Source organism: Campylobacter concisus (assembly GCF_902460595.1).
Taxonomy (GTDB): domain Bacteria; phylum Campylobacterota; class Campylobacteria; order Campylobacterales; family Campylobacteraceae; genus Campylobacter_A; species Campylobacter_A concisus_BL.
In genome coordinates this window covers 1-6,772 of sequence record NZ_CABPVA010000011.1, presented here as the reverse complement: position 1 = coordinate 6,772, position 6,772 = coordinate 1, and the positions used below count along the sequence as shown (strand labels likewise).

Here is a 6,772-nt window from a genome sequence, read left to right as displayed (position 1 = left end):
TGTAAAGATTATTTGAAAAATCAGAAAAATTAGGAACACAATTTAATAAAGCATTATAAGAATTTATCGCACTATTTTTAAAACGAGAATAAGCAACGTCAAATGACAAAGGAGCAAATTCTTTACAAAATTTAACAAAAGTATGATAATTATCAGCATTTATATAAGGTTCTCTAGGACCAAGAAAAAAGACATAATCATCAACCAAAATATTAGGGTTAAGGCTATTAAAAACATTTAAAAATTCAGCCACAGTAGGAAAATCCAATCTAAATTCTTCATGATCATTAAAAGAAAAAAAAGCACCTTTAATAAAATCTTCAAATTTTATATCCTTAGGATCAGGCGCTAAATCTGGATGATTATAATTAAAAGGATAGTCAGCATAAGTAGCAGGCTTTAAGGGGTGAGAAGGATCATTACAGAAACGACCATAATAAGTATAAAAACGACAATTAAAAAAAAGAAAACTAATGTGAAAAGTCCCCATTTGATAATTAGAAACGTTACTATGAAACATTAGCTCACATTCATCATCATTAGTTAAGTCATTAACAGAAAAATCAAAATAACCAGCACGATAAAGTGCAGGAACAAAAGGCTCAAAAGGCGGACAACACCCACACAAAAGAGATACCATTATTCTTTACCTACAAGATCTTGACAAAGAATTTTTAGAAGTCGGTTTGTTTCTTCAAGAGAACCAATATCTTTTTTCTCTTCAGGTTTATTAACGATGTGATCATTTAAAATTTTCTCAATACGAGCAAGAATAGCCCCCAAAGTATCAAATTTTTCCATTTCTTTAGCAAATGCACTTTCACAATCAAGAGCCACGATTTTTATCCTTTCCGTTAAAATAACCTAAGCCATTCATCATAGTTATAAACATCTCACTAAGACCCAAAACATTACCGCTATCATCAGTAACAAACATAAAATCAGCAACATGATTTAAAGCATCAATATCGATCTTGTCACTTCCAGTTATACGCCTTAGAACTTCTTTATCTTGTGGAGTAAAACGAGAGCTAAAAAGCTTAAAAAGCAAAGTTTGATTTATATTATCAACCTTAGCCTTTGCATAGTTAAATTCTTGATTTTTAGTTTCTAAAATGTGCTGACGTTGCCCAACAATAACATTTGCGTTTTGTAAAGCAGAGCTATTAGAATTATTAGTATTAATAATTTGGTTACCGCAATTAACAAGAACTTGAGCAACACCAACACGATCAGAAAAATTACCAGTTAAAAAGCCAATCATACGATTAAGTTTTGCTCCTTTAATCTTTCCAAGCTTATTTTTAGCATACCGACCAAGCGGAGATAGTAAAGCAATAACGCCAGCATAAACAATAGACATGATTTTACTAACTACATTTTCTTGAATTTGAATATATTTCATTAAAGCAGCACTAAACATAATTGTAATACCGCTATTAATAGCATCTTTTAAAATGCCGTCATCCATACCACTATTTTTTAAACGTTTTAAAACTTGATCGTAAGCGACATTATAAGTAAGGTCTTCAAACATCTCATCAATACCAAGTTTTAAAATTCTACCTGCTTCAGATTGTTTCTCAGCCATTATTTGACATCCTTAAGTAAAGTTTTACTAGGCAATTCAGTATCAAAAAGGTCTTTAAAATTTGGCATAGGCAAATCAAAAAGATCAAGAGCTTCATTATCTAGCTCAAAATTATTTTCATCGGTATAAGTGCGAGCTTGAACAGCTTGACGAGATAGAGCTATCTCACGTGGCGAAGCCTTTGCGATAGTATTGCCGTCAAGGTCTTTAATAGCAACAGAAGTTTTATCATACTCTGCCTTTTCTTTGTAAATTTCAAGTGTTTTAGTAGAGTTTTCACTAAGTATTTTTTGATTTTCAGTATAAGAAGCTGGCAAAGAAATTTCAACAGGACGATCAAGACTTAAAGAAGCATCAACACGATTTTTAACATCAACTTTTGCATCAAGTTTCACACCTGCCAAGCCTTCTTTTATAGCCTGCGAATACCCCTTTGAATTAACAACAAGCTTTTCTAAATTTTGATTATAAACCTTTTGATTTTCGCCAATAGTTGATATATATTTAGAAATTTCACTATTAATGTTTGCTTGAGATTTTAAAACTTCTTTAAAATTGACATCAGTCGAAACAGCCGAACCACTGCCAGCATTTGTATTTGTATGAGTTTCTGCTTTTAAAGAAGTTAAATCGCTCTCAAAAATACGATCACCAGTTATAGGATTGTAAAACTTTTGAGTAATAGGGTCAAGCCAAAAACCATTACTATCTTTTATAACACGTCCCTTAATTGTAAAAGGTTGGCTATATAAATTTTCACGTCTAACGATTGCTTCTTGATTTGCTTCAGCCTTACTCTTATCATTTGTATTTACGTTTTTATCATCTTTTGTTAATTGAGAAGCAGGCAGAGAAGAAGAAAGCAACCCATAACAAAGAATTTGCAAAATTTGATTTTGATTAGCGAGAATGTTAAGTAAATTTGTGTTAGGCAAAAAATTACCTAACTTAGAAGCATCAGCAGGAGCAGGTTTTTCACTTTCAGTTTTAGCAGATGAAACAACTTCACTATTTTTAACAACGATATTACCCAAAACTTCATCTGAAGAACTGCTATTTTGCAACTGCTTTTCAACATATTTACTAAGACCAAACAAAGCAGCACCAGCAACGATACCACCAGCCCCAGCAGTAACATCAGCTGAATTAATTGTAAAAGGCTTAAAATCATTTGAATTCTTTAGAGCAGACCAAAAATTAGAATTAATACGAGCTGGCATTATAAAGTATCCATATGTGGAGTATCAAGAATATTAGCAATACCAATTTTAAAATCAACGCCGTCTTCTTCTTGATAACTAGTTACTTCTTCAAAATTATTGCCACCAAAGATATAACGAAGTAAAACAGCTTCTTTATATTGTTTTGCATCATCTAAATTTGCACGATCAAGCAAAGAAGCAGGGCAAAAAAGACGTTGCAAAAATATTTCATTTAATCTCGAAGAAGCGGAATTAATACTCCAAAGCTCATAAAAAACAATAATTTTAAAAGAACTCAAATGTAAAGAATAAGCCTTATTAACAAGAAACAAATTAGTAAAACCACTTACAGCAACAAGAGAACCAGGAGCTAAAGAAGCAAAGGGATTTCCATTGTTATTTAAATTTAAAGATAAATCTTTAAAAGAAGGTCTATCACCATCTACAAAAGTGTCTTTCAAAGAATCAAGCTCAGCTTTCAAAGTAGAAGAGGCAGTACCATAATCAACTTCAGGATAAAGCCCGCTAACATAATAATCAAAAGAAGGCTTAAAACCAAAACCACGAAAAAGCATACGATCACAACTAAAAAATTCATTATTACCATTATAAAGCGGAAAAGAAAAATCTTTAATCATCAAAGTATTAGTATCAGTATTTTTATAAAATTGAATACTAGAAGTTTCATAAAAATAAGGTCGATCAGATACATGATGAAAAATGAATTTTATCCGCCCCTTAGCAGTAGAAGCGTAATAATAATGTAATTCGGCACCACGAACAACATCAGAAAACTGAAGTGACATAAAAACTCCTTAAATTAAATCTAATTTAAATTGCTTAATAGCAAATATATACTTGCGACCATTTCGCAACGAATAGCCGTGATCTTCTAAAAGCTTTTTTAAATTTGTCTGCTTAAAAAGCTCGTTTAATTCGTCAAAAGCAGAATACAAAGATCGACGGCTACCAACAACAATATCAGCCCAAACAAAGCCCAACTTTTCAGCATAAAGCCTTTTAATAAAAGGGCTTTTAATATCAATGCAATAAATTTCATCGCCACCACGCAAAAGATCACTTATTAAACTACCATAAGCATTTAACTTTTTCATTGAATAACCTTTAAAGCCGTTTCAATAGGACGTTTATAATCATCATTTCTTATTTGAGAGATTGCAACAAAAAAATCATTTAAAGAAGCAGTAAAAACATCAAAAAGCGGATTATCAACATCTAAATTTTGATTTTTTATAGTCTTTTCATTTTTTAAAAAATTACCTGCAAGCTTTGATAATCCATATTCGTGAAGAGTTAAGCCGTCCTTTTCAAGGTCTTTTAATGTTTCAGTAAATACATATAAAAAATTCTCACCACTAACGCCTAAATTTGTATAAACTGCACTAACAAAAGCCTTTAAAGCCATTTTTGCTTTTTTGATATCTCTTGACTGAATAAGATCATGCAAAGTAAGAGCTTTAAATTTATCATCGCCCCAAGTAGAGATAAAATCCCAAAATTTAAGCCGATTAGTATCAAGATCACACCTTTGGTAAATTTTACGCACACTTTCAGACTGAATAGCCCCAGCAGTTAGGCGATTGACTTCATCGTCAGTTAGATCATACCATTTACAGATGCTAAGCCCTTGCGACCAAAACGCCCCTAAATGGCTAAAAATATAACTTATCTCGTTTTCTTCATTGATAGGGATTAACCTTTTAATCGCCAAACGTCCAAATTCTGCTTCATGTCTAAAAACAAAAAGATCGATTTTCGGATGAAATCCGTTAATCTCCCACTTAGTAAAAATTAGAGTAGATATATTTTTGCTTTGAACTTGCTTGATTTTGTCATAAACCCTGAACATGTGCGGATTTTTGCCAAAACTTACACCTTCAAAACGTGTAAAACGCATAAAATTATTTACATTTATTTCGGCAACATCGCTAAAAGTAGCCGAATTCTCATCAATGATTAAAACGTCATCATCTTTTTTATATTGATCAGAGTAATTAGAAATTCTCTTTAAACTTCTAAATTTTAAGAAATCTTGTGGAGTATATTTTATCCCAGTTACATCAGTCGCTAGATCAAGCCTTAGCACGCTTACACGAAAATTAACCCCAAATATATCATTTAAAAATTTATTTACAAACTCATAAGCCCTAATATGCCCATATTTGAGCAAAAACACACTTCTAAACTGAATTTTTAAATGGTATAGTCCTTTTGGCTTAAATTTTGTGTCTGAAATAGTGCAAAATATATCATCATTTGCGAAATAACCAAAATATTGGCCCAAACCCTTACTTGATACTTTGAAATTGCCATATTCAAAGCCCAAATCATCAAGCACATATTTTTCGCCAAATGTGCGAAGATTTTGCGCCTGCTGTTTAAGCATAGCAATTTTATGAATAAAAGCCGAAAATTTAGTATCAAAATATTTTTCATCGGTGCAATTAACACCAATTACTAAAGTATCGATACCTTGATGAAGTATTTTAAATCTATCGTCTTTATAAATCATTTTCTTTAACCTTAAGTAAAACTTAGCTTGTCCCGCCTAACCTTGCTGATAGTCTAGGCGTGGGGCTAAGTTCTAGCCCCTATTTTTCAAGCGTTTGAGCCGTTTTTAATACTCTCCATTTTTAGCATTGCCGTGACAAAGCTATCAATAGCAGGGACAAATTTATTAAAAACAACAACGGGGGTTGAATTATAAGCATCCTTGTAAAGTCTATAATCAATCTTGCCACTGGCAATATATACTTCATCTTCTTTTAAATCTAAGTATTGCTCTTGTGTTATTCTCGTCGTATGCTCGCCACCGCTGTTAAGTGCGATAAAAGTAACGACATAGCTATCATCCCACCTTTCAAACTCACCAAACTCATTTACAATAGGGTTATTGTCCTTGTCAAGTTTTTGTTTGCCTTCAATCTTCTTAACTTTTAAAACCTTTATCTTTTGCTCGAAATAATCAGTGTTTTGATTAAGCGACTGATAAATTTCGCGATAAAGTGTTTCGTTTGTGCTATCCATTAACGGAGCTGTGCTTTTTGCCATTGTTTATCCTTTTTGAAAAAATTTGATTTTTAAATAAATATCTATTGCCAATAATCTGTGAAAGGTAAGCCTTACTAATCTTTAAATGATCGCAAAGATCAGCCCTTGTCATAGTTTTTTTAGTTGATAAAATTTCAAGGACTGAAAGAATAAGCTTATAATGTATCTTTCGCATTAAATAGCCTTTATTTCAGCGTTAAACGGAAACAAGCTTTTTAAATAACGAACTATCGCACACATAACCGCAACGATAGCAACCATTTTCTTTTTGCCATTAGCAATTAAACGATCATAGCGTGCTTTAAATTTCTCATTAAAACGAACGGCACACAAAGCAGACATGAACAAAATACGTCTTATATTAGAACTACCCATTTTATTTATCTTTTGGCTTTTATGCACGCTTGAACCACTTTGAAAAATTCTAGGACTAAGACCGAGAAAACTAATAAACTGCTTTTCAGACTTATCACGATTAAAATGTAATTGTGGGAATAAATTTAAAGCTAGATCAATGCCAAAGCCTTTATTACTTTTAATAATTTCTTCGGTTTCAGGAATAGTTTTTTTAACAAGATCAAAAGCTAACTTCTGAAGCATAGATTGAAGCTTTGCGATCTCTTTTACAAGATTTTCTATAACATCATCAACAACGCTATTATTTACAAATTTTTGAGATTGTTTAAAATTTTTAAGTTGAGTGTTAAGCTTTTGAAGTAAATTTAAAGTCGAATTGTAGCTTTTTATCTGTAAATACTCGGCGTTATATTTATCGGGCAGGATTTCGCTTTTAAAACTCCTAGCATAAACAGCCAAGCCATAACTATCACTTACATCAGTTTTTATACTGCTAAGATGCTTTAAAAATAAAGAAGTCTTATATGGATTTGTAACGTTATATCTAATA

Annotated in this window: 9 protein-coding genes; all 9 read right to left on the bottom strand. The window is 31.8% G+C overall.

Annotated features, from left to right (window positions below; translation table 11 throughout):
* A partial coding sequence (locus F3G86_RS09860) for a hypothetical protein (RefSeq protein ID WP_149723752.1) occupies window positions 1–640 on the bottom strand: 640 nt, incomplete at its 3' end.
* Window positions 640–837, bottom strand: coding sequence for a hypothetical protein (locus F3G86_RS09855; RefSeq protein ID WP_107790737.1), 198 nt, complete (start codon window positions 835–837; stop codon window positions 640–642). The genes F3G86_RS09855 and F3G86_RS09860, both read right to left, overlap by 1 nt.
* A complete protein-coding gene (locus F3G86_RS09850; protein WP_048809875.1) occupies window positions 827–1,591 on the bottom strand; it encodes a hypothetical protein in 765 nt (254 codons plus the stop codon). Before F3G86_RS09850 ends, F3G86_RS09855 begins: the two co-directional genes overlap by 11 nt.
* Entirely contained in the window at window positions 1,591–2,811 is a 1,221-nt protein-coding gene (locus F3G86_RS09845) for a hypothetical protein (RefSeq protein WP_149723751.1), read from the bottom strand. The genes F3G86_RS09850 and F3G86_RS09845 overlap by 1 nt, the downstream gene beginning before the upstream one ends.
* Window positions 2,811–3,599, bottom strand: a complete 789-nt coding sequence (locus F3G86_RS09840) for a hypothetical protein (protein WP_149723750.1) — start codon at window positions 3,597–3,599, stop codon at window positions 2,811–2,813. Before F3G86_RS09840 ends, F3G86_RS09845 begins: the two co-directional genes overlap by 1 nt.
* A gap of 9 nt (window positions 3,600–3,608) precedes the next feature.
* A complete protein-coding gene (locus tag F3G86_RS09835; RefSeq protein ID WP_103634537.1) occupies window positions 3,609–3,908 on the bottom strand; it encodes a hypothetical protein in 300 nt (99 codons plus the stop codon).
* Window positions 3,905–5,326, bottom strand: a complete 1,422-nt coding sequence (locus F3G86_RS09830; RefSeq protein WP_149723749.1) for a hypothetical protein — start codon at window positions 5,324–5,326, stop codon at window positions 3,905–3,907. The genes F3G86_RS09835 and F3G86_RS09830 overlap by 4 nt, the downstream gene beginning before the upstream one ends.
* Before the next feature lie 86 nt (window positions 5,327–5,412).
* Entirely contained in the window at window positions 5,413–5,865 is a 453-nt protein-coding gene (locus F3G86_RS09825) for a hypothetical protein (RefSeq protein ID WP_149723748.1), read from the bottom strand.
* Between the two features lie 174 nt (window positions 5,866–6,039).
* On the bottom strand, window positions 6,040–6,772 hold a 733-nt coding region (locus F3G86_RS09820), incomplete at its 5' end, for a transposase (RefSeq protein WP_149723747.1).

What these genes read in the sequence shown, in the direction of transcription:
- F3G86_RS09830 (WP_149723749.1), bottom strand. Translation starts at nt 5,326, where the DNA reads ATGATTTATAAAGACGATAGATTTAAAATACTTCATCAAGGTATCGAT.
- F3G86_RS09850 (WP_048809875.1), bottom strand. Translation starts at nt 1,591, where the DNA reads ATGGCTGAGAAACAATCTGAAGCAGGTAGAATTTTAAAACTTGGTATT.
- F3G86_RS09825 (WP_149723748.1), bottom strand. Translation starts at nt 5,865, where the DNA reads ATGGCAAAAAGCACAGCTCCGTTAATGGATAGCACAAACGAAACACTT.
- F3G86_RS09845 (WP_149723751.1), bottom strand. Translation starts at nt 2,811, where the DNA reads ATGCCAGCTCGTATTAATTCTAATTTTTGGTCTGCTCTAAAGAATTCA.
- F3G86_RS09835 (WP_103634537.1), bottom strand. Translation starts at nt 3,908, where the DNA reads ATGAAAAAGTTAAATGCTTATGGTAGTTTAATAAGTGATCTTTTGCGT.
- F3G86_RS09840 (WP_149723750.1), bottom strand. Translation starts at nt 3,599, where the DNA reads ATGTCACTTCAGTTTTCTGATGTTGTTCGTGGTGCCGAATTACATTAT.